The following is a 668-nucleotide window of genomic DNA, read 5'->3' as shown; positions in this document are numbered from 1 at the left end:
AGCGTCGCCAGCCCGACGGCCAGCATGGCCACGGCAAAGCCGCCCATCAGGGCCGCGCCGGCAATGCGCTGGGCCAGCGCCGCTCCGGCCAGAGACCCCGTCAGGCCGGCGCCGGCAAAGCTGAGCGCGCACGGCCATTTCACCGTGCCGGCGCGCGCCTGCAGCGCCAGGTTGGCGGCGGCATTGATGGCAACGGCGGCGGCCCCGGTGCCGATGGCGACATGCGCATCGGTGATGCCGACCACATAGAGCAGCCAGGGCGTCGCCAGCACCGATCCGCCGCCGCCAAAAAGGCCGAGCAGCAGGGCGATGATGGCGCCGCCCAGCGCCGCGAGCAGGGTTTCGGCGGTCATCTCAGCTTGTGGCGCGGTTCCACGGCATGCGGCCCAGCAGTTGCGCCATGCCGCACCAACCCGACGCGCCGGCAAAGGTGAGGCCGGCGCCAACAAAAGCCGACAGCGCGATCCAGGCCGGCGCCACGAGCAGGCTGAGCAACACGCCGGTCAGCACGAGGAGGCCGGCGGCAATCTGGACCTGGCGCATGATCGGCATCACCGGGGCGGCCTGTGTGCCGGCCAGCGGCAGGCCGGCGCGACCCCAGGCGTCGACGCCGCCATCAAGCACCCAGGCGCTGCCGCCCGGCACCCGGGCCAGCAGCTTGGCGGCAT

The 668-nt window shown here is 73.2% G+C and carries 2 protein-coding genes; both read right to left on the bottom strand.

Translation table 11 applies throughout. From position 1 onward, the window contains the following. The coding region (locus GJ693_RS16495; protein WP_156257286.1) for a TSUP family transporter at positions 1-353 on the bottom strand (353 nt) is incomplete at its 3' end. Position 354: 1 nt separating this feature from the next. Beyond that, on the bottom strand, positions 355-668 hold a 314-nt coding region (locus GJ693_RS16490; RefSeq protein WP_156257285.1), incomplete at its 5' end, for a rhodanese family protein.

The organism is Sandarakinorhabdus oryzae (assembly GCF_009733735.1).
Taxonomy (GTDB): Bacteria; Pseudomonadota; Alphaproteobacteria; order Sphingomonadales; family Sphingomonadaceae; genus Sandarakinorhabdus; species Sandarakinorhabdus oryzae.
The sequence above is the reverse complement of the archived record's forward strand: the minus strand, read 5'-3'. Positions and strand labels throughout refer to the sequence as shown.